Genomic DNA, 23,004 nt, shown 5'->3' with positions numbered 1-23,004 from the left:
AGGGGGTCTATCAGGGCGGTTAACCGCCCCGTTTACAACTCAGTCCGCAATCTGCAGAACAATTTTCCCTATATGATCGCCGCGTTCCATCATGGCGTGCGCCAGCGGGGCATCCTCAAGCCGGAAAACCTGATGAATGACCGGACGACACTGACCCGCAGCCAACAGCGGCCAAACGTACTGGCGAAGTTCAGCAGCAATGTGCGCCTTTTCCTGCGGTGTTCTTGCCCGCATGGTCGAGCCGGTAACGGTCGCGCGCTTAAGCGCCATCGCCTGCAGATCGACGCCGTCCGCGATGGCTCCGCCAAGAAAACCTATCACCACCAGGCGGCCATCGCGTGCTAACGCTGTCAGATTCGGTTTGATGTAAGACGCGCCCATGATGTCGAGAATAATATCGACACCGCGCCCTTGCGTCTGGTTGAGGATGGCGGACGCAAAATCATGGGTGCGATAATTAATCGGCTTTCCCCCAAGGGAGGTTATGGCAGCACATTTCGACTCGGAGCCTGCGGTGGCGAAACACTCTATTGCGAACGCTTCGCACAACATCAGTGCGGTGGTTCCGATACCACTGGTGCCGCCGTGGACGAGTACGCTGTCCCCCCGTTTGGCGTTAGCCATTTGGAACAGATTAGCCCATACGGTAAAGAACGTTTCGGGTATCGCGGCAGCCTCGATAACGCTTATTCCTGCCGGAATCGGCAAGCATTGCGTCGAGGGCAACAAAGCGTATTCCGCGTACCCCCCGCCATTGGTCAGTCCGCATACCTTGTCGCCGATTGAAAACCCAGTGACGTTGTCACCAAAAGCCACAATGCTGCCGGCAACTTCCAGGCCAGGCACCGGAGTGACGCCGTCGGGCATAGGGTAATTCCCCTGCCGCTGTATAACATCCGGACGGTTTACGCCTGCGGCGGCAACTTTCACCAGGATCTCATCAGGGCCAGGCTGCGGCAGCGACGCCTTGCGTAGCCTGAGTACTTCAGGTCCGCCAGGCGTGGTTATTTCAATCTCATTCATATATTCAGGCAATGACATCGTTTTCTCGTCGTCAGATTTCTATTTCACCCTTGCGGATCGCTATTCTTATCGCTTGGGCGGTAGTGGCCGCCCCCAGACGCAGGCGTATCCGGCGCAGATGGTTTTCCACGGTTCGCTCGGAAAGCCCAAGCGTGGCGGCGATATCAGCCTGCCGACGCCCGGCAGCCGTCCAGGCCAGGACTTCGCGCTCACGTTCGGACAACTTGCCAATCATCCCATCTGCAGGCGCTTCTAACCGGCGGCGCGCGGAGAAAAACGCCGCCGTACCCACCAATGACATCGCCAGCCTGACTTGCGCGGAAGCTTCTATGTGCTCGCCGCCCAGGCTGATGGCCCCCTCCAGTCCCAGCGGGCCAAATACCGGGATCTGCAAACCATGGATCCCCGGCCCTCGTGGGGTTCGAACGACCTGATACAGCTCCCCTTTCTCCGCGCTGATTTTGCTCCAGAAAAAGGGATCGCCGCCCAGCAGCATATGTCGCGTCACCGGGCAGTGGCGTACGTAAGTTACTGCGTCCACGCTTTCACCGTTGCCGAACCAGTCGCCTTCAACCCAGTAAATATGCTCGACCACCGCTTCTGTCGTTGCGGAAGCTGAGAACAGGACGAAACGGTCAAAACCGTAGGGTTTGGCGAAGGTTCGAACCCGATCCTGGATTGCCGATAGTGAACCGCTCTCCTCTATGGCGAGAGCGGTTGAAAAGGCATCCTGGGCAATGGGGTTGCTCATCGCGCCGCAACGTCGGCAAGCAATGTCTCTGCGGCCAACTTGCCGAGATTGTTGGAGGCCAACGGGCTGTCGCCGGTCAACAAACGACGGTCTTTATGGACTTTCCCCGTGATGTCGCTATTGAGGATCTTGACGCCCAGCTCGCGAAGGCGTTCGCCGACCAGCCAGGGCATTGGGCCCGGAATATAACCGATATCGATATTGGCGCCGGTATCCAGCGAGTCCGGGAAAACACAGATTTCGTAACCGCGGTACAAGAAGTTTTCCTTGTCCTCACCCAAGCCCGCCGCCAACAATCCGGCAGGCCCGTGGCACAGTGAAATCACGTAACGATCGTTGTCATGGGCCCAGAACAGCGCTTTTTTCACGTCTTCGCTGAAGGGAATGTCGTTAAGGACGCCGTGACCGCCCGGGATAAAGACGCCGATATAATTACCCGCATCCAAATCTTTCACCACCTCAGTCAGCTTTTTCGGTTGCTTGAGCTGATGGCGATATTTCTCATAGGTGGCCTTGACCGCCGCATCCTCACCAGGGAATGCCCACATCTCAAGCTTTACCGGGTCGCCTGATGGCGTTGCGACGTCGATTTCGAACCCGGCAAGATCCATGTGGTGCATGGGCAATAACATCTCCACAGGATGGTTCCCGGTAGAGAAAAACTTTCCGTTTTGCATCATCAGATAGCGTTCCTGAGACGCAATCATCAACACCTTCCACTTGCCGCCTTTATAAGGTGCAGGATAGTGGGCACCGTCGAAGTCCGTCTTTGCCGACGTGTATTTACTCAAAGAGTAAGGTGACGGAAAGAACGCATTTTCTTCAGCGGCATCTGGGGCGGGATTACGATCTTCGGATGGTAAGTTAGTCATGATGATCTCCTTGTGTGCGATTTGCATTGCAGCTTTAGCTTAGGTAACTCAGCCTAAAGCCGCAATGAGGGATATCCCTCATTGGCTGCCCCTAACCCCTGTGGCGCTTCACTTAACCAGAATCCCCCATTTCTTCATGCGTGAAAGCAGCGTGGTACGTTTCAGCCCCAGGCGCTGAGCGGCACCGCGCGGGCCGGCAACCACGCCGTTGGTTTCCTTCAGCACCCTGATAATCTGCTGGCGCTCATCTTCCCCGGGCTGGCTGGGCTCCGCTTTGGCAACCGGGAGCACCATCGAAGGGACCGGGTATTGCAGCTCCGGCAGTTGCAGGTTCAGCACCGTACCTCGCGTCAGCAGTACCGCACGTTCAATGACATTCTCGAGCTCGCGCACGTTTCCCGGCCAGGGCATTTGGCTCAGCAGGCGCAAGGTTTCCGCCGGGATGCTGTCGATGGTACGCTTCATTCGGCGCGCAATTTTGTAGGTCAGAAATTTCACTAACTGCGGAATGTCTTCCGGGCGTTCACGTAAAGGTGGAATGACGATCGGGAAGACGTTAAGCCGGTAAAACAGGTCACTGCGAAACTCGCGGTCGGCCACCATCTGTTGCAAATCCCGGTTGGTCGCGGCAATCAGGCGCACGTCCACCGAGATCACCTTGTTACCGCCAACGCGTTCGAACTCCCTTTCCTGCAGTACCCGCAGCAATTTCGGTTGCAGCTCTACGGGGATTTCGCCCACTTCATCCAGGAACAGCGTTCCCTTGTCCGCCAGTTCAAAACGCCCCATTCGCTGATTGGTCGCCCCGGTAAATGCCCCTTTTTCATGGCCAAACAGATCGCTTTCCAGCAACCCGGCCGGCATTACCGCGCAGTTCATTTTCACCATGCGCTGATCGCGTCGTTCGCTGAGGTTGTGAATGGCACGGGCTATCAGCTCTTTACCGGTGCCGGTTTCGCCGAGGATCAGCACCGAGCAGTCGCTTTTCGCTACCATTTCTACCTGTTTTAGCACCGCGGACATTACCACGCTGCGGCCGACAATCTCGCCGAAGTCCGGGTTATTGCCGTTAATCTGCTCGGTCAGATACAGGTTCTCATGCACCAGGCTCTCTTTGAGCCGGTTAATTTCCTGATAGGCCAGCGCGTTATCCACGGCGATCGCGATACGCTCGGCGATTTGCTGCAGCACCCGCAGGTTGGCTGCGTTGAAGTTGTCCGGCTGACATTGCGCCAGCTTGAGTACGCCCAGGGTTTTGTTGCCGAAAACCAACGGCAGTACGCACAGCGTTTGAATTTGCTCATGCCAGAGATCGAACAGTTGGCGCTCATAGGCCGCCAGCCGGTCGGAGTGCTTCAGATTCAACAGCAGCATTTCACCGCTTTGCATCACCTGTTCCGACAAGGTGCCCGCCAGCGCCACGCTGTACTGTTGACGCTCAACCACGTCATCCTGCAAATAGTGGGTGGAATAAATGGTGACCTGCTCGGTTTTATCAACGCAAAGCACAATGCTGATCGCATCGATTTTGAAGAAACGGTGAATTTCCTTTGAGATCTCACCGATCAAATCATCCAAATCGAGCTTCGAGAGCACCGCGTTGGTCACGTCGACCAAAATGCGATAATCATCTCGCTCATGGCGCAATTGCCGTTGACGGAGTTCCGCCTCCTCCCGCAGCTGGAGCTGCTCTGCCGCCAATGCCACCAACTCCATCAGTGTCTGCAACTGCACCAGGCTGGCGTCGGCGAACGGCGCTGGGTGACAACGTAACACCTCACAACCGCCGATCAGCGCACCGCCTGCATGCAGCGGCATCAGGCAATACTGGTTAAAGGGCAAATACAGCGCCAGAGCACCGATTTGCGGATAGCGTGCGTGCAGATCATCGCTCTGCCAACGCTGTGGCAGCGGGCTTTGTCGCAGCCGACTTACCGGGCCATTTGCCAGCAGGGTCTCATCCTGATAGTTCACCGGCCGTCGATGCGCATCCAGGCCATAAAAGCTGACCCGTTCGCTGTCGGGGTCAAACAGCACCAGCGTGACCTGGTCCGCCAATTGTAGGCGTTGCAGTATCTGGCGCAGTTGCAGCAACAGATCGGTGAAACTGCGCTGGCTCAGCAGCGTGCGGGTAATTTCCAGTAGTTCTTGTTTTTCTAATTGTGCATTCGACATTGTTTATCACTTGCCTGAGTCGCGATGAAGATTTGTGAGTCACATCGCAAAGTGTAACGCTGGCCGGCGGCGTTCTCCCCCGACGGGATCAACAAATCCGCGGCAAAGGCTCGGCATGTGGCAAATCCAACCGGCGGCTGATGCCATAAGCGCCCTGCAGTCTTACCTGTCGCCCATCCGTCACTGTGCCAATCAGCGCCGCGCTTGCGCCCAATGGGTGAGCACGCAAGGCACAGAGCACGTCCTGTGCGGCTTGCGGTGCGGCTACGACCACCAGTTTTCCCTCGTTGGCAAAATTAATGGCGTCCAGCCCCAGCAATTCGCAAATGCCTCGCACTGCCGGGGGGATCGGCAACAGGCTTTCTTCCACCTCGATGCCCACGCCCGCCGCACGGGAGAACTCATGCAAAATGGCATTCACCCCACCACGGGTCGCATCGCGCAGCGCCCGCACGCCGTGAATGGCACGCAGTGGCTCAATTAACGGCGTTAACACCGCACAGTCGCTGATCACGTCCAGAGACATACCCAGCTTTTCGCGCAGGTTGAGAATAGTTGCCCCGTGATCCCCTAGGGTGCCGCTGACAATCACGGCATCGCCGGCGCGGATATTTTGCGCCGCCCAGTTCAGGCCTGACGGGATCACCCCAATACCGGCGGTATTGATAAACACTTTGTCGGCTGCACCACGCTGCACCACCTTGGTATCCCCGGTCGCAATGCGAATACCAGCCTGCTGCGCGGTGGCGGCCATCGAGGCGACCACGCGTTGTAAGTCGGGCAACGGCAAGCCTTCTTCGAGAATAAAGCCGCAGGAAAGATAGCGCGGCAGCGCGCCGCTCACCGCCAGATCGTTGGCCGTACCGCAGATGGCCAGCTTGCCTATGTCACCGCCCGGAAAGAAAATCGGGTCAATCACGTAGCTGTCGGTAGTAAACGCCAGCCGATCGCCCTGCTGCGTTAACTCGGCCAGGTCCAATCGGGCCTGATCTTCACGCTGATCCAACTGCGGGTTGGCAAAGGCAGGCAAGAAAAGATCGTCCAGCAATTGCTGCATTGCCGCACCACCGCTGCCATGAGCCATAGTAATCACGTTGTTCATGCCGGCATCTCCTCTGTTTCGCGGCGATATTGGTACCAGGCGGCGCAGGCCCCTTCGGATGAGACCATCAGGGCGCCAAACGCGTTTTGCGGCGTACAACCGCGGCCAAACAGCGGGCAATCACGCGGTTTGCACCGCCCGGTGAGCACGTCTCCGCAGCGGGATCGCGGATCGTCAGCCACTTGCCGCCGCTGCGGGCGGAAACGACGTTCCGCATCAAAAGCCTGATAGGCTGGCGTAAGAGCAATGCCTGAGTCGGCAATGGTGCCCAGCCCGCGCCATTCGCTGCCGCCACCCAGCACAAAAACCTCGCTCATCGCCTGCTGTGCCAGCCGGTTGCCCTGTTCCGGCACCACCCGCCGGTATTGGTTTTCGGTTTGGCTTTGTCGGCCAAGGAACTGTTCGACCAGCATCAGCACCCCTTGCAAGATATCCAGTGGCTCAAAGCCGGTCACCACCAGAGGTTTGTGGTATTGCCCGCTGATAAAATGATAGGGCTCGGTGCCTATCACCATGCTGACGTGGCCGGGTGCCAGAAAACCGTCGATGCGCACATCCGGCTGTTGCAGCAGGCTGCGCAAGGTGGGGATCAGGCTGATGTGCTGACAAAATACGCTGAAGTTACCCAGGCCTTCCTGCCGCGCCTGTTGCAGGGTAACCGCCGTGACCGGCATGGTGGTTTCGAACCCCAGGGCAAAGAACACCACCTGCCGCTGCGGGTTATTCCGCGCCAGCATCAGGGCATCCAACGGTGAGTAAACCACTCGCACGTCGGCACCGCGTTCGCGAGCCTGCAGTAAAGATCCCTGCTGGCCTGGCACCCGCAGCGCATCGCCGAAGGTGCAAAAAATCACTTCGGGGTGCCCGGCGATTTCGCAGCAGGCGTCAATGCGTCCCATGGGTAAAACGCAAACCGGGCAGCCGGGGCCATGAATGAATTCGATTTGCGCGGGCAGCAGCTTGTCCAGGCCAAAGCGGAATATCGCATGGGTATGGCCACCGCACACCTCCATGATTTGCAGCGGTCGTTCGGCGGTAAACGGCAACTGCGCGGCGCGCTGCCAGATATGTTGCAGCAGGTTCTTCACCCGCTGCGGATCGCGAAATTCATCTACGTAATCCATGGTTATCCTCCCCCGCCAAAAACAACGCCACGTCCTGCTCCACTTCCCCCATCGCCTGCAGTGCCGCCAGCATTTCCTCGGCCTCTTGCTGATCGAGACGGCTCATCGCAAAGCCCACGTGGATCAACACCCAACACCCCAGCATCGCTTCTTTGGGTTCATCCTCCCGGCAAACCAACGCGATATTCACTTCGCGCTGTACGCCGCAGACTTCGGCCCAGGCGTGCTGAGGCTGATGCTGGTCCAGCGCCACGATCTGCCCGGGAATACCTATGCACATAGCTGCCGCTCCAGCCAGGCCATCCACTGGTCCATCCCTTCACCCTGAGTCGCCGAAAGGGTAATTATCTCGATGTCGGGATTAACCTGACGGGCATTGGCGATACAGGCGTCCAGGTCAAACTTCAAGTACGGCAGCAGATCGACCTTGTTCAGCAGCATCAGACGTGCGGCGGCGAACATATGTGGGTACTTGAGGGGCTTGTCTTCCCCTTCGGTGACCGACAGCACCGCCACCTTATGCCGCTCCCCCAGATCGAAGCTGGCTGGGCAAACCAGGTTGCCGACATTTTCGATAAACAACAGGCTGCTGGGTTTGAGCTCCAGGCGTTGGGCGGCTTCATGAACCATTTGCGCGTCCAGATGACAGCCTTTGCCGGTATTGACCTGGATCGCCGGCACGCCGGTGGCGCGGATACGTTCTGCATCGTTGGTGGTTTGCTGGTCTCCTTCCACTACCGCGCACTCACGCGCCCCGCGGAGCCGCAGCAGGGTTTCGGTCAGCAGCGTGGTTTTGCCTGAACCGGGGCTGGATACCAGATTCAACGCCAGGATCCGTTGCTCGGCAAAATACTGGCGATTGCGTTCGGCCAGACGATCGTTTTTATCCAACACCCGGGTTTCTATTTCCAGCATTCGCCGCTGACTGATGCCCGGCGCATGAGTGCCCGCCACTCCCAGTCCATAATGCAGGTCCCCCTGCAGAGACCGCTGCGGGCGAAACGGGACCTTTGCTTGCCCTTCAATCGTCAGTTCCCCATGGGCACAACCGCAAGTGCTGCACATGTTCTTTCTCCTTTCAGTTATTCAATTTCCAGACGTTTTATTTGCAACCCATCATCGGCCTGCACCCGCAGGTTTCTACCGGCGCAGTGCGGGCAGACCAGAACCTGCGGGATCAACAGCTCGACGTCGGCCTGGCAGTCATAACACCAGGACAAGGCGCGTTGTTCATGCAGATGCAGCTCGCAACCTTCGGCCAGGGTGTCGCGACAGACCATGTCAAAACAGAACCGCAGCGATTCCGCCTCCACGCAGGAAAATGCGCCAATTTCGAACCACACCGCGGTAATACGTTTCGCCCGATGTTGACGAGCCTGTTGCTGCATTATTTCCATCGCATGTTGGCACAAGGTTATTTCGTGCATCCGGCCTCCGTCTGGGGTGATAAAACGTTTCGTCACCCTGCATTGCAAATATGGTGCCAAAACCTATTCGGCATATTTGTCGAGTGTCATGACGTCGACATTAATTAGCTGGCAGTCGCACTGCTCACTGAGGAGGTTAATTCCATTACTGATGCTTGAATTAAAAGGAAATAATAAAAACCACCGGAGTCTGGCACGCTTTATGCTTTAAGTCGTTCACCCGAAGCGTTTCGACAATGACCATCCATTTTGAGTGACGACAATGAGTACTATCAGTGAAGTAACCAGCCAGGCCGATTATATCGCCAACAAAAGCAACCGCCTGATGGCGCAGTGGCAAACCTACCACAGCACCTTAATCAAAGCGGTAACCACCACTAAAAAGAAGATTAATCATCAGTTTACTTACGGTCAGGACGACGATCTGCGTTTTGTGCTGTTCAACCACTTCACGGTGAGCATTCAATTAAGTGAGGGGTTTTATAGCCGTGATATTTGCTATCGCATTAATTTGGCATCGCCGCACGAAGCCGAGAATTTCGCCCCCTTCGCCCATGCCTCGCTGGATGAAGACGGCAATATTGACGGCGTAATAAACAATCGCGACATGCCGGCGGTATTTGAACATTACCTGGATAAGATCGCCGTTATTTACCAATGCCTGTTTGACTCTCTGCATGACGGCCATGCCATTCATGACGCACTGAAAAAAATAACCCTGTCCGTCTGACTGTCGGCGTTACTCACCGACAGAAAACTGTCGAAACGTCATTTTTTACTGACGATTTCGTCATAAATGACGAAGCAAGGAGTGTGCATGAACCGCTTTATTATTGCGGACCCCAAATTGTGTATTGGCTGCAATACCTGCATGGCCAGTTGTTCTGCGGAACATCGGCAACAGGGTTTGCAGGCATTACCCCGCTTGCAGGTGATACGTAACGCCCGCGATTCGGCACCGGTGATGTGCCATCAATGTGAGGATGCGCCCTGCGCGCAGGTCTGTCCGGTAAACGCCATTCGCCATCAGGATGATGCCATCGTCCTGAACGAGAGCCTGTGCGTCAGTTGCAAACTCTGCGGCATCGCCTGCCCGTTCGGCGCCATTGGCTTCGGCGGCAGTACTCCGTTGGCGATCCCCGCAGACTGCAACACACCGCTGGCCCTGCCTGCCGCCAAAGCGCCGCGGCCGGTCGGCGCCTTCCTGGATTGCGTGCCCGGTGTCCGCGCCGTGGCGGTGAAGTGCGACCTTTGCGCTTTCACCCCCCTGGGCCCCGCCTGTATCCGTACCTGTCCTACCCAGGCCATTCGCTTGGTCAGCGACCACGACGTGCGTAACGCCAGCGAACAGAAAAGGCGTAATGCCATGCAGGCGCTCAGCGCCGAGCTGCCGTTCGCTACCGCCCCAGAATCCCGCAAGGAGCCGAATTGATGTTCTACGCCATTGCGCCCGATCCATTGTCGTTGCTGACTCTGGCATTAGTCGGGTATCTCCTGTTCGCGTTGCTGAGCTGGCTGCTGGCCCCCTGGCCGCGCATCAATGCCTTGCTGGGTGGCGGCAGCTTGCTGTGTGCCATCGCCACATTGCTGGCCGCGGGGCAAATGCTGTTGGCACCGCTGCACAGTGCCCGTTTGCCCTGGTTGAATTATGCGGTGGAAATCAGCGGCATTAACGCGCTGTTATTGCTGGTGATGGCTTTGTGTGGGATCTGTGCCGCGTTGTATCACATCGGAAGCGTCGCGAAGCTGAATGCCAGTGCACGTGCCCGGTTGGGCGGGCTGATCAATCTGATGCTGGCAGCGCTGAGCGCCGCCGCGATCGCCGATAATGCACTGGCCTTGCTGTTGCTGTTAGAACTGGCGGCGCTGTGCGGCTATTTCTTGATTGTCCATGCCCCGAACGCGAAAAGTCTGCGGGCCGGGCACAGCCAGTTTCTGCTGATGCGCCTCGGCACCCTGCTGCTGGTTATCGCTTTCGCTCTGATTTATACCCACAGCCACAGCCTGCAATTCAGCGTGATCCGCGCTACGCCATTGCCGGACGCACTGCGTAACGGCGTATTCCTGCTGGCGTTGGCCGGGTTTGGCATTTTTGCCGGGGTGATGCCGCTGCATGCCTGGGTGCCTCAGTCCCACAGCAGCGCGCCCGCCTCTGCCGCCACGTTGTTTTCCGGCGCGCTGATGAAGGTTGGCCTGCTGGGGATCCTGAAGATTGGGCTGGATCTGCTGGGTACGCCGCCGCTGTGGTGGGGATTGCTGGTCCTGTTGTTGGCTGCCGGCACCGCGTTTTTTGGCGGGTTGTATGCGCTGATGGAGCACGATCTGCGGCGCTTGCTGGCTTACCACACGCTGGAGAATATCGGCATCATCCTGCTGGGCATTGGCGGTGCCATGGTCGGCATGGCGCTGCAACAGCCATTACTGACGGCGTTCTCCCTGATCGGGGGCCTGTTCCACCTGCTGAACCACAGCCTGTTCAAAAGCGCATTGCTGTTGGCGGCGGGCACCATCGAACAACAAACCGGGCTGAAGGACATGGAGAAAATGGGCGGGCTGGCACGGCTGATGCCCTGGACCGCCATTTCTCTGCTGATCGGCCTGGTGGCCATGGCCGCACTGCCGCCACTGAACGGTTTCGCCAGTGAATGGCTGATCTATCAGGGGCTGTTCCATTTCAGTGCGGCCCCTGGCTTTATTGGCCATCTGTTCGGCCCGCTGCTGGCGGTGGCGCTGGCCCTGACCGGTGCGCTGGCAGTGATGTGCGTCAGCAAAGTGTTTGGCGTTGCCTGTCTGGGAGCCCCGCGCTGCGCCGCTGCGGCCCAGGCCGTGCCGGCTAACCTTTGCCTGACGCTGAGCCATGCGCTGCCCGCGTTGCTGTGTCTGGCTTGCGGCCTGGGTGCGCCCTGGATCATCCCGCTGTTTGCCCGGCTGATCGGCATGACCTCCGAACAATCCCTCTCCGTATCCGGCACTTTGGTTTCTACCCCGTTGATCGCCATTTTGTTGCTGGCGATGCCGCTGCTGCCGCTATTGATTGCTGCACGTTATCAGACCCGTCGCCAACCTCGCCGGGTACAGGGTAGCGCCTGGACCTGCGGATATGGTCATGAGGAGGCGATGGTGATCACCGCCACCGGTTTTGCCCAACCGCTACGGGTGATGTTCGCCCCGCTCTATCAACTGCGCCGCTGGCTGCCGGAATCTTTGACCAACCCGTTACATTGTAACGCCTTCGTTGCCTTCTGCCGCGGCCTGGCCGCAGTGGAGATTGCGGTGCTGTTGGTGGTGGCTTTTGCCTGAGGAAATGACAATGACCTATCCCAATGTGTTACTCGGTCTGGCGCAGGCCTTGCTGTTACTGGCCGTCGCCCCTCTGTTTGCCGGTATCAGCCGCGTGCTGCGCGCGCGGATGCATAACCGTCGCGGCCCCGGAGTACTACAGGAATACCGCGATATCGCCAAATTGTTGAAACGTCAGAACGTGGCGCCGGCGGCTTCCGGCCTGGCTTTTCACATCATGCCGTACTTGCTGACCGGTACCCTGTTGGCCATCGCCTGTGCGTTGCCCATGTTGACTGTCGCCTCGCCGCTGCCTGCTATCGGTGATGTGATCACCCTGATCTATCTGTTCGCCGTGGTGCGCTTTGTTTTTGCCATTGCCGGTCTGGATACCGGCAGTCCCTTTACCGCCATCGGCGCCAGCCGCGAAGCGGTGTTGGGCATTCTGGTCGAACCCATCCTGCTGTTGGGACTGTGGGTGACCGCCCTGGTGGCCGGTTCGACCCAGTTAAGCGCCATGGTGCAGAGCCTGCTGGCGTTGCCACACCACGCCTGGCTGCCGCTGCTGTTGGCCGCTTTGGCCTGTGCGTTCGCCACCTATATCGAGATGGGCAAGCTGCCTTTTGACCTGGCGGAAGCCGAGCAAGAGCTGCAGGAAGGCCCGCTGACGGAATATTCCGGTGCCGAGCTAGGCATTATGAAATGGGGCATCAGCCTCAAACAATTGGTGGTGCTGCAGCTGTTCCTCGGCGTGTTTCTGCCCTGGGGGCAAGCGGCACAGTTCACCGCCGTTCACCTGTTGGCAGCGCTGGTCCTGGCGCTGTTCAAGCTGCTGTGCGCGCTGACGCTGATCGCGATTATCGAAAATAGCGTGGCACGTTTGCGCTTCCTGAAAACGGCCCGTACCACCTGGGCCGGTTTTGGACTGGCTTTTCTGGCGCTGGTTTCCTGGCTGGTCGTCGGCTGAATAATGACAAAGGCAATCAATAATGACTAACGAACATCAAGGCCAGCACTATCTGGCGGCGTTGCAGCAACAATTCCCGGCGGCCATGCTGGCAGCCGAATGGCAAACCGCCGATCAGTTGACCGTCACCGTCAAGCTCAACGCGCTGCCGGAAGTAGTTGAATGGCTTTATTACCAGCAAGGCGGTTGGTTATCGGTGCTGTTCGGTAACGACGAGCGCACGCTGTGCGGCCATTACGCGCTGTATTACGTTCTGTCGATGGAGCAAGGCACCAAATGCTGGATCACGGTGCGCGCCGAAGTGGATGCCCAAACGCTGGAGTTCCCTTCTGTCACGCCGCGCGTCCCGGCAGCCGTATGGGGAGAACGCGAAGTCCGCGACATGTATGGCCTGCATCCGGTGGGATTGCCGGATGAGCGGCGGCTGGTGCTGCCTGACGACTGGCCGGACGATCTCTACCCGCTGCGCAAAGACGCGATGGACTATCGTCAACGCCCCGCGCCCACCACCGATGTGGAAACCTATCCGTTTGAGAGCCTGGCCGGTGCCAAAGCCAACGTGGTGCCGATTGGTCCGTTGCACATCACCTCGGACGAACCCGGTCACTTTCGCTTGTTTGTCGATGGAGAAGACATCATCGACGCCGACTACCGCTTGTTCTACGTGCACCGCGGGATGGAAAAACTGGCTGAAACCCGCATGGGCTATAACGAAGTCACCTTTCTGTCGGACCGGGTGTGCGGCATTTGCGGCTTTACCCACAGCGTGGCCTACACCAGCTCGGTCGAAAATGCGATGGGCATTCAGGTGCCGGAACGCGCCCAGATGATCCGTTCGATCCTGCTGGAGGTAGAACGCCTGCACAGCCACCTGTTGAATCTTGGCCTGGCCTGCCATTTTGTCGGCTTCGATTCCGGTTTCATGCAGTTCTTCCGCGTGCGTGAACAGTCGATGAAGATGGCCGAAATACTGACCGGCGCGCGCAAAACCTATGGTTTGAACCTGATTGGCGGTATCCGCCGCGATATTTTGAAAGAGGACATGCTGCAAACCCTGAAGCTGGCCGCGCAAATGCGCAGCGAACTGGTGGATCTGGTGGATATCTTGCTCAGTACGCCCAACACCGAACAACGCAGCGTCGGGGTTGGGCGTCTCGATCCCCAGGTGGCTCGCGATTACAGCAACGTGGGGCCGATGATCCGCGGCAGCGGCCACCGTCGCGATACCCGCATCGACCATCCGTTTGCCGGCTACGCCAAACTGCCGGTGGAGTTGTGCGTGGAGGACGGCTGCGACGTCTATTCCCGCCTGAAGGTGCGCATTCACGAAGTGTTCAACTCGCTCGGCATTATCGAATTCGGTTTGCAAAGCTTGCCGGGCGGACCGCTGGCGGTGGACGGATTCACCTATATTCCGCACCGTTTTGCCCTGGGCTTTGCCGAAGCGCCGCGCGGCGATGATATCCACTGGAGCATGACCGGCGACAACCAGAAACTGTTCCGCTGGCGCTGCCGTGCCGCGACCTACGCCAATTGGCCCACTCTGCGTTACATGCTGCGCGGCAATACGGTATCCGACGCCCCGCTGATCATCGGCAGCCTGGATCCCTGCTACTCCTGCACCGATCGCATGACCATCGTCGACGTACGCAAGCGTCAGTCCATCATCGTGCCGTACAAAGAGATTGAGCGTTATGGCATCGAGCGGAAAAACAAGCCGTTCTAACCGGAGCCCATCATGCTGAAACTGATTAAGAAAGTGCTGAAGACCGGCCCGGCCACCGTCGCCTATCCGGCCCGGCCGTTGGCCATTGACCCGAACTTTCGCGGCAAGCCCGAATACACGCCGCAGCAGTGCATAGCCTGCGGTGCCTGCGCCAACGCCTGTCCGTCCAACGCGTTGAGCATGACTCCCGATCTCAACACCGGCACCTTGCGCTGGCAGCTGTTTCTTGGCCGCTGCATCTTTTGCGCCCGCTGTGAGGAGGTGTGCCCAACCGCCGCCATTCGGCTTTCGCAGCAGTTCGAACTGGCGGTGTGGCGTAAAGAGGACTTGTACGAACAGGCCGATTTCGCCATTTGCCATTGCCGACAGTGCGGCAAACCCTATGCGGCGCAAAAGGAAATTGATTATGCCATGGCGTTGCTCGGGTTGAGCAGCTCGGAGGCGGCTACTCGTCGTGCGCAGTTTGAGACCTGCCCGGCCTGCAAACAGCAGCAAAACCTGACCCAGGCCGATCGTATTGATATCGGCCGCCATTTGACCCGGGAGGTCATCTCATGAATTCACCATTGATTGGCCCACGCGATGAAAATGGCCTGCCGGTGCCAATCACCCTCGACGACAGCATCGCCAAGCTGAAAACCACCCTGCTGCAGGATATCCGCCGCTCGGCCTATGTCTATCGGGTGGACTGCGGTGGCTGTAATGGCTGCGAAATTGAGATTTTCGCCGCCATTTCACCGCTGTTCGACGCGGAACGTTTCGGGATCAAAGTGGTGCCTTCCCCCAGACATGCCGATATTTTGCTGTTTACCGGTGCAGTGACCCGCGCCATGCGCATTCCAGCGATCCGCGCCTGGCAGGCCTCACCCGATCCTAAAATCAGCATCTCCTACGGTGCCTGCGGCAACAGCGGCGGTATCTTCCACGATCTTTACTGCGTGTGGGGCGGCACCGATCGCATAGTTCCGGTCGATGTTTACATTCCCGGCTGCCCGCCGACGCCGGCGGCGACCATTTACGGTTTTGCCATGGCGTTGGGCCTGTTGGATCAGAAAATCAAAGGCCACCAGCATGACGAAACCGACGGTGAAGCTACGCGCCTGTTGCACCCGCAACTGCCCCAGCCGCTGCGAGTGCTGCTGGATCGCGAAGCCCGGCGTATGGCCGGTTACCGTTACGGTCGCCAAATCGCCGACCAGTTTATGCAACTGCTGGCAGCAGACGCTCCAGAACCGGTCGAACAGCGTATTGCCGCCTATCTGCACCAGCAAGATGACCTGCGCCTGAATGAGATCGTCGGCAACCTGCAGGGCATTTATCAACGGGTGCTGCGTGGGGAGCTGCGGTTATGACAGCTTCCCAAGGTCAGGTGGTGTTTTACTCCCTTAGCCGCAAGTTTGTGCAGGAAAAAAAGGCCCCGCCGAAGGCCCAGGAGGTGATCTATTACAGCCTGGCGATCGGCCACCATCTGGGGGTGATCGACTGTCTGGAAGCCAAACTCAGTTGCCCGCTGGCGGGGTTCCACGCCTGGATAGCGCAGTTGCCGGCAGGCAGCACCGCACGGCGCAAACTGGAAGGGGTCGATCGGTTTGGCGAAATCTGTATCGACAACGGCCATACCCACCTGTTGGCTACGGCGTTGAGCCGTGCGGCTCCGCGAATGAATGCGGAACAGCAGAGCTGGAGTCAAAAGCTGATCGCCCTGCTGCAATCGATTGAAAACGAACCCGCCATTTACCTGATGGTCCGGAGGCATGATGACTGACGTTTTATTGTGTGTGGGCAACTGCATGATGGGAGATGACGGTGCCGGGCCACTGCTGGCTGAACTCTGCGCCAGTCAGCCTCCCGCTGGCTGGCAGGTGATTGACGGCGGCGCGGCACCGGAAAATGACATTGGGCATATTCGCGAGCTGCGCCCAGACCGCCTGGTGATCGTCGATGCCACCGACATGGGGCTCGCGCCGGGAGAAACCCGGGTGATCGACGAAAAAGACATTGCCGCCATGTTCATCATGACAACGCATAACCTGCCGCTCAACTTCCTGATCGACCAACTGCGAGAAGACATCCCGGAAATTACCTTTATCGGCATTCAGCCCGAAGTGGTGGCGTTTTATTACCCGATTGGCGCGGCGGTGAAACAGGCGGTGACGGTGCTCCATCAACGCCTGTTTCACTGGGCAGACAATGGCGGTTATCCGCAGCTGGAGGTGACGAATGTCTGACGCGGCATCGTCATTTCTGTCGACCTGCTGTCGACCCCGGCGCCATAAAAATCTAACCCTCTGCTTTTTAAGCATTTTCAAGGTTGGCATGTTTTATGCCTAACCAGAGCCACAACCTCTCTTTTGCCATACCCGGATGAAGGGTAATCCAGGAGTTATTGATGAACCGGTTTATCATCGCCGATCCCAAAAAATGCATCGGCTGCCGTACCTGTGAAATTGCCTGCGTGATGGCGCACAGCGAAAACCAGGATATTTCGGCGTTGAACGCCACCAGCTTTGCCCCCCGCCTGCACGTGATTAAAGGCGTCAACGTCAGCACCGCCGTGCTTTGCCGCCAATGCGAGGACGCCCCCTGCTCCAACGTCTGTCCGAACGGCGCCATCAGCCGCACCAACGGCATGGTACTGGTGATGCAGGAACGCTGCATCGGCTGCAAAACCTGCGTAGTGGCCTGTCCCTACGGCGCCATGGAAGTGATCACCCGCCCGGTGGTCCGCCAGAACGGCGCCATGATGAGCGCCACCACCGAGAAAGCCGAAGCCCATAAATGTGACCTGTGCATCGGTCGCGACAGCGGCCCGGCCTGCATGGAAACCTGCCCAACCAATGCGTTGCACTGCGTCGATCGCAACATGCTGCAGGAAATGAACGCCGAGAAGCGCCGCCGCGCCGCGCTCGACACTATGTCGTCACTGTTTTAGGAACTGAACCGATGAAAAAAATCACAACCGTCTGCCCTTACTGCGGTGCAGGCTGCAAAATGAAACTGGTGGTCGATAACGGCAAAATCATTCGCGCCGAGGCGGCTGACGGCGTGACCAATCAGGGTGAACTCTGTCTGAAAGGCTATTACGGCTGGGACTTCCTGAACGACACCAAACTGTTGACCCCGCGTCTGAGTCAGCCGCTGATCCGGCGGCAGAAAGGCGGCAAGTTTGAGGCCGTCAGTTGGGATGAAGCGATCAGCTATACCGCGCAGCGGCTACAGCAGATTAAAGACCAGCACGGTGCCAGCTCCATCATGCACACCGGCTCCTCACGCGGGACCGGCAATGAAACCAACTATGTGATGCAGAAATTCGCCCGTGCGGTGATCGGCACCAATAACGTCGACTGCTGCGCCCGCGTCTGCCATGGTCCGTCCGTCGCGGGTTTGCAGGCCACGCTGGGTAACGGCGCCATGAGTAACTCTATTGGCGATATCGAAAACTCCAAGTGCCTGCTGATTATCGGTTACAACTGTGCCGACTCGCACCCCATCGTGGCTCGCCGGGTACTGAAGGCTAAAGAGAAAGGCGCGCAGATCGTCGTGTGCGATCCGCGCCGGATAGAAACTGCACGTATTGCCGACCAGCATTTGCAGATCAAGAACGGCTGCAACATGGCGCTGGTGAATGCGTTCGCCTACGTGCTGATTGAAGAAAACCTCTATGACCGCGATTACGTGGCGAAATACACCGAGGGTTTCGAGGCCTACCGGCAGCAGCTGGCGGACTATGCGCCAGAAGCGGTGGAACACCTGACCGGCGTTACCGCTCAGCAGATCCGTCAGGCCATGCGCACCTATGCCAGCGCCCCTTCAGCCACCATCATGTGGGGTATGGGCGTGACCCAATTCGGCCAGGCGGTTGACGTGGTCAAAGGCCTCGCCAGCCTGGCGCTGCTTACCGGCAATTTGGGCCGTGCCAACGTGGGTGTCGGCCCGGTACGTGGACAGAACAATGTGCAGGGAGCCTGCGACATGGGCGTGCTGCCCAATGAATTCCCTGGCTATCAGGCGGTCACCGATGCTGCCGTGCGCGCCAAATTCGCCACTGTCTGGGGAATTGACGCCGCAAAAATGGATCCGAACGTCGGCTATCGCATCACCGAAATCCCGCACCTGGTGCATGAAGGCAAAGTGAAGGCCTACTACATCATGGGGGAAGATCCCTTGCAGACCGAGGCCGATCTGAGCCTGGTGCGCAGCGCGTTCGAAGCGCTGGAATTTGTGGTGGTGCAAGACATCTTTATGACCAAAACCGCCGAACAGGCGGATGTGATCTTGCCGGCCACTTCCTGGGGCGAGCATGGCGGCGTCTTCTCCTGTGCCGATCGCGGGTTCCAGCGTTTCGAAAAAGCCATTGAGCCGCAGTACAACGTCAAGCGCGACTGGGAAATCATCAGCCTGTTGGCCAGTGAAATGGGGTATCCGATGCACTACGAGGATAACCAGCAGATCTGGGACGAAATGCGCGAACTTTGCCCGCTGTTTTACGGCGCCACTTACGAAAAAATGGGCGAGCTCGGTCACGTGCAATGGCCTTGCACTTCGCTGGAAAGCCAGGGGACGCCGTACCTGTATCAGGGTAACCAGTTCACCACGCCGTCCGGCAAAGGCCAATTGTTCGCGACCACCTGGCGTGCGCCGGCCGAGATCCCGGATGCCGCTTACCCACTGGTGCTCTGTACCGTGCGTGAGGTTGGGCATTACTCCTGCCGTTCGATGACCGGCAACTGTGCCGCCTTGCAAACGCTGGCGGATGAGCCCGGCTTCGTGCAGATCAATCCTCAGGATGCCGCCGCACTGGGCATTGCCGACCAGCAACTGGTGTGGGTTGCCTCACGCCGCGGCAAGGTGATCAGCCGTGCCAACTATAACGAGCGTATTAACCTGGGTGCGGTGTATATGACCTACCAGTGGTGGATTGGCGCCTGTAACGAACTGACGCAGGAAAACCTGGATCCGATCTCCAAAACGCCGGAAACCAAATACTGTGCGGTAAAACTGGAGGCGATTACCGACCAGCACTGGGCGGAAAACTATGCGCAGCAAAGCTACAGCGATATGAAAGCTCGCCTGCGCCGCGCCGCAGAAGACGTGATGTAAAGCTTGTAGGGGGCGCTGTCGCACCGATTAACACCGGCGCAGCATGCAGCGCCCCTACAAAACCCACAGAGGGTAATAAACCATGTCCTATCCGGGGCTGCTGCTGCGTATCAGCGGCAAAGTACAGGGCGTCGGCTTTCGGCCTTTTGTCTGGCAGCTGGCCAATCAGCTCAATCTACGTGGCGAAGTCTGGAACGACAGCGCCGGGGTGGAGATTCGGCTGGTGCACCCCGTCGATCTTGAGGTGTTGCTGCATTTGCTGTGCCAGCAGGCGCCGCCTTTGGCGCAGATCGACAACATTCGCCAACGGCCCTTTACCTGGCTGAAAAAGCCCGATGATTTTCGCATCCGCGCCAGCCAATACGGTGCGATGACGACCCAGATTGTTCCCGACGCCGCGACCTGTCCAAAGTGTCTGCAGGAAATGAACGATCCGCAGGATCGGCGTTACCGCTACCCTTTTATCAATTGCACGCACTGCGGTCCGCGCTTCACCATTATTCGTGCCATGCCTTACGATCGCCCGGCAACCAGCATGGCGCCGTTCCCTCTCTGCTCGCCCTGCGCCCAAGAGTACCGTTCGGCGCACGACCGGCGTTTTCATGCTCAACCGGTCGCCTGTAGCGACTGCGGCCCTCAGCTGTTCAGTTTCACCGTTCAGGGGCAACCTCAGCATCAGGGGGAAGATGCCCTGCAACAGGCGGTAGCCGCGTTGGCCGCCGGGCAGATTGTGGCCATCAAAGGGCTGGGCGGTTTTCACCTGGCTTGCGATGCTACCCAGACTCAGGCCGTAGCACGCCTGCGGCTACGCAAACGGCGCCCCGGCAAACCTCTGGCGGTGATGCTGCCAAATATCGACTGGCTGGCTCGCTGCACCAATGGCATTGATCTGGCCCGCGCGCAGACTTTGCTGGCGTCAGCTGCCGCGCCTATCGTGCTGGTGCCCCACTCGCCCCATTCGCCGCTGTCTGAGGCTATCGCCCCGCAGTTGAACGAAGTGGGCCTGATGTTACCCGCCAATCCCCTTCACCATTTACTGATGCAGGAGATACAACGCCCCCTGGTAATGACCTCCGGCAATGCCAGCGGCCGGGCTCCGGCATTAACCAATAGCCAGGCTTTGGCTGATTTGGCCGGCATTGCCGATCTGTGGTTGCTGCACGATCGCGAAATCTTGCAGCGTGCCGATGATTCGCTGGTGCGCCTGCTGCCTGATGGCCATGAAATGCTACGTCGGGCGCGCGGGTTTGTTCCAGATGCCCTGCCATTGCCTCCTGGCTTCCCTGCACAACCCCCGCTATTGGCCGTGGGCGGGGATCGCAAAAATACCTTTTGCCTGCTGCAGGGAAATAAAGCCGTGCTCAGTTCACATTTTGGCGATCTGCAACAGGAAGATATTCAGCAACAGTGGCAGCAAGCCATGGCGCATTTTATGGCGTTGTACCATTGCCAGCCGCAGCGGTTGGCCAGCGACGCTCATCCGGGTTACGTCAGTCACCAATGGGCCGCCCGGCAGAGACTGCCGGTGACCCCGGTGCTGCACCATCATGCGCATTTGGCCGCGTGCCTGGCCGAACACCATTGGCCACTGGAAGGCGGAGCGGTTATCGGCCTGGCGCTGGATGGGCTGGGGTACGGGCAGGACGGCGTCCTGTGGGGCGGTGAATGCCTGCTGGTCGATTACCGTCGCTGTCGTCATCTGGGGGGATTGCCTGCGGTGGCGCTGCCCGGTGGCGATCTGGCCGCGCAGCAACCCTGGCGCAATCAGTTGGCGCATTTTTCACGCTTCGTGCCTGACTGGCAAAGCAGCCCACAGGCCGAACGGCTATTGACTCGGGCCTGGCGCCCTCTGCTCCAGGCCATTAACGCCGGCATCAATGCACCGCTGGCCTCCTCCTGTGGCCGTCTGTTTGACGCGGCCGCCGCCGCGCTGGGATGTGCGCCTGAACGGCAAAGTTGGGAGGGTGAAGCCGCCAGTATTTTTGAGGCGCTGGCCCACCAAAGCGGCCCTTGCTCCCATCCGGTTACGCTGCCACGTTGCGAAGAGCAGCTAGATTTGGGCATGTTCTGGCGGCAGTGGCTGGCCTGGCAAGCGCCAACCGCTCAACGCGCCTGGGCGTTCCATGATGCTCTGGCGCAGGGATTTGCCGGCCTGGCCAAACATTTTGCCGCCGAGCATAACCTCCGGCACGTGGCGTTAAGCGGTGGCGTACTGCACAACCGTCTGTTACGCCAACGGCTGCAGCATCATCTGGCCCCGTTGCAGGTGCTGTTGCCACTACAACTGCCGGCGGGCGATGGCGGCTTGGCATTCGGTCAGGCGCTGGTCGCCTGTGCGCAGCATATCCCCATGGCACGTTTACCCTTCCAAACCCAACAGGATGTAACATGTTAAACCGCGAGTTTTTCCATACCCATACCCGCGCCTTTTGGCTGTTGTTGACGTTAGTGGCGCTAAACCTGCTGGCATGGGGTGCGGCCTTTGCTGCCTTTCATCATCACCCGGCCCTGATTGCCGCCGCGCTGCTGGCTTACGGTTACGGACTGCGCCATGCGGTGGATGCCGACCACATCGCCGCCATCGATAACGTCACCCGCAAGCTGATGCAACAAGGCCAACGCCCGGTTTCCGTCGGGGCCTTCTTCTCTCTGGGGCATTCCAGCATTGTGGTATTGGCCTGCATCGCGATTGCCGCTACCTCATTGGCTTTTGGCGATCGCATCGGCTGGTTGCATCAGTATGGCGCCACTTTGGGCACGCTGATCTCCTCCCTGTTCTTACTGGTGATGGCGTTGTTGAACTGGCTGATTTTTCGCGACGTTTACCGTATTTTCCGCCGAGTGAAGCGCGGTGAAACCCTGGTGGAGCAGGACGTGGCCCTGCTGGTGAGCGGCAGCGGCGGCGTAATGACTCGCTTGTACCGCTTTGCTTTTAATCTGGTGAATAAAAGCTGGCATATGTATTTAGTCGGTTTTTTATTTGGCTTGGGTTTTGATACGGCTACCGAGGTGGGCCTGCTCGGGATCTCCGCTACCGGTGCCACATCCGGCATGTCGGTGTGGTCAATTATGGTGTTCCCGCTGCTGTTTGCCAGCGGCATGGCGTTGATTGACTCACTGGATAATTTTGTGATGGTCGGCGCTTACGGTTGGGCGTTCAATAAGCCGATCCGCAAGCTGTATTACAACATGACCATCACCGCAACCAGCGTGGTTATCGCTGTGGTGATCGGCGGGCTGGAAGGCTTGGGGCTGCTGGCCGATAAGCTGAGGTTACAGGGTGGGCTGTGGCGAGGCGTCGAGATGCTCAATGACAACCTGGGCAGCGTCGGTTACGCCGCTATCGTGCTGTTTGTGGTGCTGTGGATCTTGTCCGCGCTTAACTACCGCCGCAAAAATTATGATTCGTTAAGCGTCTAGTATGTTTACGGCAGCCAGGGATGACCGGGCTGCCGCCG

22 protein-coding genes are annotated in these 23,004 nt (G+C 58.5%); 13 read left to right on the top strand and 9 right to left on the bottom strand.

Annotated elements, in window-relative coordinates:
• Positions 1-39: 39 nt before the first annotated feature.
• The 9 genes from LQ945_RS01075 to hypA form a co-directional block, all read right to left on the bottom strand.
• Entirely contained in the window at positions 40-1,023 is a 984-nt protein-coding gene (locus LQ945_RS01075) for an NAD(P)H-quinone oxidoreductase (protein ID WP_220496942.1), read from the bottom strand.
• Between the two features lie 31 nt (positions 1,024-1,054).
• A complete protein-coding gene (locus LQ945_RS01070; protein WP_270102084.1) occupies positions 1,055-1,774 on the bottom strand; it encodes a PA1136 family autoinducer-binding transcriptional regulator in 720 nt (239 codons plus the stop codon).
• Positions 1,771-2,646, bottom strand: a complete 876-nt coding sequence (gene hchA / locus LQ945_RS01065; RefSeq protein WP_044551158.1) for a glyoxalase III HchA — start codon at positions 2,644-2,646, stop codon at positions 1,771-1,773. The genes LQ945_RS01070 and hchA overlap by 4 nt, the downstream gene beginning before the upstream one ends.
• Before the next feature lie 108 nt (positions 2,647-2,754).
• The gene (gene flhA / locus LQ945_RS01060; RefSeq protein WP_270102083.1) at positions 2,755-4,821 is read right to left on the bottom strand and encodes a formate hydrogenlyase transcriptional activator FlhA; all 2,067 of its coding nucleotides are present in this window, start codon (positions 4,819-4,821) and stop codon (positions 2,755-2,757) included.
• A gap of 88 nt (positions 4,822-4,909) precedes the next feature.
• On the bottom strand, positions 4,910-5,923 hold the full coding sequence (gene hypE / locus LQ945_RS01055; protein ID WP_270102082.1) for a hydrogenase expression/formation protein HypE: 1,014 nt from the start codon (positions 5,921-5,923) through the stop codon (positions 4,910-4,912).
• Positions 5,920-7,047 carry a hydrogenase formation protein HypD gene (gene hypD / locus LQ945_RS01050; protein ID WP_270102081.1) on the bottom strand — a complete coding sequence of 376 codons (1,128 nt, stop codon included), beginning with the start codon at positions 7,045-7,047 and terminating at the stop codon, positions 5,920-5,922. The genes hypE and hypD overlap by 4 nt, the downstream gene beginning before the upstream one ends.
• Positions 7,031-7,327, bottom strand: a complete 297-nt coding sequence (locus tag LQ945_RS01045; RefSeq protein ID WP_044551151.1) for a HypC/HybG/HupF family hydrogenase formation chaperone — start codon at positions 7,325-7,327, stop codon at positions 7,031-7,033. The genes hypD and LQ945_RS01045 overlap by 17 nt, the downstream gene beginning before the upstream one ends.
• Positions 7,318-8,112, bottom strand: a complete 795-nt coding sequence (gene hypB, locus LQ945_RS01040) for a hydrogenase nickel incorporation protein HypB (RefSeq protein ID WP_044551149.1) — start codon at positions 8,110-8,112, stop codon at positions 7,318-7,320. Before hypB ends, LQ945_RS01045 begins: the two co-directional genes overlap by 10 nt.
• A 17-nt stretch (positions 8,113-8,129) precedes the next feature.
• Positions 8,130-8,474 carry a hydrogenase maturation nickel metallochaperone HypA gene (gene hypA, locus LQ945_RS01035; RefSeq protein ID WP_044551147.1) on the bottom strand — a complete coding sequence of 115 codons (345 nt, stop codon included), beginning with the start codon at positions 8,472-8,474 and terminating at the stop codon, positions 8,130-8,132.
• A gap of 262 nt (positions 8,475-8,736) precedes the next feature.
• Between hypA and hycA the strand changes: the two genes are divergently transcribed.
• The 13 genes from hycA (at position 8,737) to LQ945_RS00970 (ending at position 22,966) form a co-directional block, all read left to right on the top strand.
• Positions 8,737-9,204, top strand: coding sequence for a formate hydrogenlyase regulator HycA (gene hycA / locus LQ945_RS01030; RefSeq protein WP_020826910.1), 468 nt, complete (start codon positions 8,737-8,739; stop codon positions 9,202-9,204).
• 87 nt (positions 9,205-9,291) lie between these two features.
• Complete coding sequence (locus LQ945_RS01025; RefSeq protein WP_044551144.1) at positions 9,292-9,906, top strand: 4Fe-4S dicluster domain-containing protein; 615 nt, start codon at positions 9,292-9,294, stop codon at positions 9,904-9,906.
• Positions 9,906-11,774 carry a proton-conducting transporter membrane subunit gene (locus LQ945_RS01020; RefSeq protein ID WP_270102080.1) on the top strand — a complete coding sequence of 623 codons (1,869 nt, stop codon included), beginning with the start codon at positions 9,906-9,908 and terminating at the stop codon, positions 11,772-11,774. Before LQ945_RS01025 ends, LQ945_RS01020 begins: the two co-directional genes overlap by 1 nt.
• A 10-nt stretch (positions 11,775-11,784) precedes the next feature.
• Positions 11,785-12,720, top strand: a complete 936-nt coding sequence (locus LQ945_RS01015; RefSeq protein ID WP_270102079.1) for a respiratory chain complex I subunit 1 family protein — start codon at positions 11,785-11,787, stop codon at positions 12,718-12,720.
• Between the two features lie 22 nt (positions 12,721-12,742).
• Positions 12,743-14,446: an NADH-quinone oxidoreductase subunit C gene (locus LQ945_RS01010; RefSeq protein WP_270102078.1), complete on the top strand. Its 1,704-nt coding sequence runs from the start codon at positions 12,743-12,745 to the stop codon at positions 14,444-14,446.
• A gap of 12 nt (positions 14,447-14,458) precedes the next feature.
• Complete coding sequence (locus LQ945_RS01005) at positions 14,459-15,004, top strand: formate hydrogenlyase complex iron-sulfur subunit (protein WP_182825281.1); 546 nt, start codon at positions 14,459-14,461, stop codon at positions 15,002-15,004.
• Complete coding sequence (locus LQ945_RS01000) at positions 15,001-15,798, top strand: NADH-quinone oxidoreductase subunit B family protein (RefSeq protein WP_182825279.1); 798 nt, start codon at positions 15,001-15,003, stop codon at positions 15,796-15,798. Before LQ945_RS01005 ends, LQ945_RS01000 begins: the two co-directional genes overlap by 4 nt.
• Entirely contained in the window at positions 15,795-16,211 is a 417-nt protein-coding gene (locus LQ945_RS00995; RefSeq protein WP_270102077.1) for a formate hydrogenlyase maturation HycH family protein, read from the top strand. The genes LQ945_RS01000 and LQ945_RS00995 overlap by 4 nt, the downstream gene beginning before the upstream one ends.
• Positions 16,204-16,674: a hydrogenase maturation peptidase HycI gene (gene hycI, locus LQ945_RS00990; RefSeq protein WP_044551130.1), complete on the top strand. Its 471-nt coding sequence runs from the start codon at positions 16,204-16,206 to the stop codon at positions 16,672-16,674. The genes LQ945_RS00995 and hycI overlap by 8 nt, the downstream gene beginning before the upstream one ends.
• A 161-nt stretch (positions 16,675-16,835) precedes the next feature.
• Positions 16,836-17,378, top strand: coding sequence for an electron transport protein HydN (gene hydN / locus LQ945_RS00985; RefSeq protein WP_269935605.1), 543 nt, complete (start codon positions 16,836-16,838; stop codon positions 17,376-17,378).
• Between the two features lie 11 nt (positions 17,379-17,389).
• Positions 17,390-19,546 carry a formate dehydrogenase subunit alpha gene (gene fdhF / locus LQ945_RS00980; RefSeq protein ID WP_270102076.1) on the top strand — a complete coding sequence of 719 codons (2,157 nt, stop codon included), beginning with the start codon at positions 17,390-17,392 and terminating at the stop codon, positions 19,544-19,546.
• 82 nt (positions 19,547-19,628) lie between these two features.
• Positions 19,629-21,941, top strand: a complete 2,313-nt coding sequence (gene hypF / locus LQ945_RS00975; protein ID WP_270102075.1) for a carbamoyltransferase HypF — start codon at positions 19,629-19,631, stop codon at positions 21,939-21,941.
• Positions 21,935-22,966 carry a HoxN/HupN/NixA family nickel/cobalt transporter gene (locus tag LQ945_RS00970; protein ID WP_270102074.1) on the top strand — a complete coding sequence of 344 codons (1,032 nt, stop codon included), beginning with the start codon at positions 21,935-21,937 and terminating at the stop codon, positions 22,964-22,966. The genes hypF and LQ945_RS00970 overlap by 7 nt, the downstream gene beginning before the upstream one ends.
• The last annotated feature ends 38 nt before the right edge of the window (positions 22,967-23,004 follow it).

It is taken from the genome of Serratia liquefaciens, from assembly GCF_027594825.1.
Taxonomy (GTDB): Bacteria; Pseudomonadota; Gammaproteobacteria; order Enterobacterales; family Enterobacteriaceae; genus Serratia; species Serratia liquefaciens_A.
The sequence above is the reverse complement of the archived record's forward strand: the minus strand, read 5'-3'. Positions and strand labels throughout refer to the sequence as shown.

Excerpts from the sequence above, each read along its gene's own strand:
- LQ945_RS00970 (WP_270102074.1), top strand. The coding sequence starts at position 21,935 with ATGTTAAACCGCGAGTTTTTCCATACCCATACCCGCGCCTTTTGGCTG.
- LQ945_RS01070 (WP_270102084.1), bottom strand. The coding sequence starts at position 1,774 with ATGAGCAACCCCATTGCCCAGGATGCCTTTTCAACCGCTCTCGCCATA.
- LQ945_RS01020 (WP_270102080.1), top strand. The coding sequence starts at position 9,906 with ATGTTCTACGCCATTGCGCCCGATCCATTGTCGTTGCTGACTCTGGCA.
- hypF (WP_270102075.1), top strand. The coding sequence starts at position 19,629 with ATGTCCTATCCGGGGCTGCTGCTGCGTATCAGCGGCAAAGTACAGGGC.
- hchA (WP_044551158.1), bottom strand. The coding sequence starts at position 2,646 with ATGACTAACTTACCATCCGAAGATCGTAATCCCGCCCCAGATGCCGCT.
- hycI (WP_044551130.1), top strand. The coding sequence starts at position 16,204 with ATGACTGACGTTTTATTGTGTGTGGGCAACTGCATGATGGGAGATGAC.
- LQ945_RS01015 (WP_270102079.1), top strand. The coding sequence starts at position 11,785 with ATGACCTATCCCAATGTGTTACTCGGTCTGGCGCAGGCCTTGCTGTTA.
- LQ945_RS01045 (WP_044551151.1), bottom strand. The coding sequence starts at position 7,327 with ATGTGCATAGGTATTCCCGGGCAGATCGTGGCGCTGGACCAGCATCAG.
- flhA (WP_270102083.1), bottom strand. The coding sequence starts at position 4,821 with ATGTCGAATGCACAATTAGAAAAACAAGAACTACTGGAAATTACCCGC.
- LQ945_RS00995 (WP_270102077.1), top strand. The coding sequence starts at position 15,795 with ATGACAGCTTCCCAAGGTCAGGTGGTGTTTTACTCCCTTAGCCGCAAG.
- LQ945_RS01075 (WP_220496942.1), bottom strand. The coding sequence starts at position 1,023 with ATGAATGAGATTGAAATAACCACGCCTGGCGGACCTGAAGTACTCAGG.
- LQ945_RS01000 (WP_182825279.1), top strand. The coding sequence starts at position 15,001 with ATGAATTCACCATTGATTGGCCCACGCGATGAAAATGGCCTGCCGGTG.
- fdhF (WP_270102076.1), top strand. The coding sequence starts at position 17,390 with ATGAAAAAAATCACAACCGTCTGCCCTTACTGCGGTGCAGGCTGCAAA.
- LQ945_RS01005 (WP_182825281.1), top strand. The coding sequence starts at position 14,459 with ATGCTGAAACTGATTAAGAAAGTGCTGAAGACCGGCCCGGCCACCGTC.
- hypB (WP_044551149.1), bottom strand. The coding sequence starts at position 8,112 with ATGTGCAGCACTTGCGGTTGTGCCCATGGGGAACTGACGATTGAAGGG.
- LQ945_RS01010 (WP_270102078.1), top strand. The coding sequence starts at position 12,743 with ATGACTAACGAACATCAAGGCCAGCACTATCTGGCGGCGTTGCAGCAA.
- hypA (WP_044551147.1), bottom strand. The coding sequence starts at position 8,474 with ATGCACGAAATAACCTTGTGCCAACATGCGATGGAAATAATGCAGCAA.
- hypD (WP_270102081.1), bottom strand. The coding sequence starts at position 7,047 with ATGGATTACGTAGATGAATTTCGCGATCCGCAGCGGGTGAAGAACCTG.
- hydN (WP_269935605.1), top strand. The coding sequence starts at position 16,836 with ATGAACCGGTTTATCATCGCCGATCCCAAAAAATGCATCGGCTGCCGT.
- hycA (WP_020826910.1), top strand. The coding sequence starts at position 8,737 with ATGAGTACTATCAGTGAAGTAACCAGCCAGGCCGATTATATCGCCAAC.
- hypE (WP_270102082.1), bottom strand. The coding sequence starts at position 5,923 with ATGAACAACGTGATTACTATGGCTCATGGCAGCGGTGGTGCGGCAATG.
- LQ945_RS01025 (WP_044551144.1), top strand. The coding sequence starts at position 9,292 with ATGAACCGCTTTATTATTGCGGACCCCAAATTGTGTATTGGCTGCAAT.